This window comes from Salinicola sp., from assembly GCF_982684285.1.
In genome coordinates this window covers 1-1724 of the sequence record NZ_CEXLVS010000424.1, presented here as the reverse complement: position 1 = coordinate 1724, position 1724 = coordinate 1, and the positions used below count along the sequence as shown (strand labels likewise).

The window sequence follows — 1724 nt, the reverse complement described above, 5'->3', positions numbered from 1 at the left end:
TTTAACCCCATACGACGGTATGAGATATTGACCATGTCGGCAATCGCTTTTTTATTCAATTCACGATCAACAATCGAAAATGGCAATCCTTTAGGTAGGATACTTGACACGATTGCACGTCCAACAGTAGTTTCTACTCGGATAGTTCTAGTTTGTTCTGGTTCAGGCAGAGTGTTATCCGTCTCTTCGAGTCGAACAGTAATCTTTGCGTGCAACCCCACTTCATTATTATCAAAGGCGCGTTTTAATTCAGCCAAGTTAGCAAACTTGCTGCCTTCACCTTTGGCATTTATCAATTCACGCGTCATGTAATACAGACCCAATACCACATCTTGTGATGGAATAATCACCGGCTCACCATTGGCTGGTGACAAAATGTTATTGGTTGCCATCATCAAAATCCGTGCTTCTAATTGCGCTTCAATCGACAATGGAACGTGTACCGCCATTTGGTCACCATCAAAGTCGGCGTTAAATGCACCACAGACTAGCGGGTGTAATTGTATCGCTTTACCTTCAATCAATATGGGTTCAAACGCTTGAATACCTAATCTATGCAATGTTGGCGCACGGTTAAGCATAACGGGATGTTCTCGAATAACGTCTTCAAGAATATCCCACACTTCTGGGCCTTCACGTTCAACCATTTTCTTGGCTGCTTTAATGGTCGTTGCTAATCCTGCACGTTCTAATTTACCGTACACAAATGGTTTGAATAACTCCAATGCCATTTTTTTAGGTAGTCCACATTGATGTAATTTCAAGTACGGACCAACAACGATAACTGAACGACCAGAGTAATCAACTCGTTTACCCAATAAGTTTTGGCGGAAACGACCTTGCTTACCTTTGATCATATCGGCTAATGATTTTAATGGCATCCGGTTAGTACCGGTAATAGCACGACCACGACGACCATTATCTAATAAGGCATCCACTGACTCTTGTAACATCCGTTTTTCGTTACGGACGATGATGTCAGGTGCATTAAGATCTAATAAACGTTTTAAGCGATTATTTCGGTTGATGACACGACGGTATAGATCATTCAGATCAGAAGTGGCAAAACGACCACCGTCTAGTGGCACTAATGGACGCAAATCTGGTGGCAGAACAGGTAAAACTTCCATTACCATCCACTCAGGTTTATTACCCGATTCACTAAACGCTTCCATTAATTTCAAACGTTTAGTTAATTTCTTGATCTTCGTTTCTGAATTAGTAGCTTCGATGCCTTCACGAATAACATCCATTTCTTTTACCACATCGATATTACGTAGCAATTGCTGTATCGCTTCAGCACCCATGCGCGCATCAAAGTCATCACCATGTTCTTCAACCGCTTGTAAAAGCGTGTCATCTGACAATAACTGACCTTTTTCCAACGGTGTCATGCCCGCATCAACAACAATAAATGCTTCGAAATACAATACCCGTTCGATATCACGTAAGGTCATATCTAAGAACAGTGAAATACGTGAAGGCAATGATTTTAAGAACCAAATATGCGCCACTGGACTAGCTAGCTCAATATGCCCCATACGCTCACGACGTACCTTGGCAACCGTCACTTCTACGCCACATTTTTCACAGATCACACCACGATGTTTTAGGCGTTTGTATTTACCGCAAAGACATTCGTAATCTTTAACAGGTCCAAACAATTTGCAGCAAAACAAACCTTCACGTTCTGGTTTGAACGTACGGTAGTTAATAGTCTCTGG

Annotated in this window: 1 protein-coding gene; it reads right to left on the bottom strand. The window is 41.8% G+C overall.

Going from position 1 to position 1724, the window contains the following annotated elements; all coding sequences use genetic code 11:
* On the bottom strand, positions 1-1724 hold a 1724-nt coding region (locus tag AC3AYF_RS20695), incomplete at both ends, for a DNA-directed RNA polymerase subunit beta' (protein ID WP_487780354.1).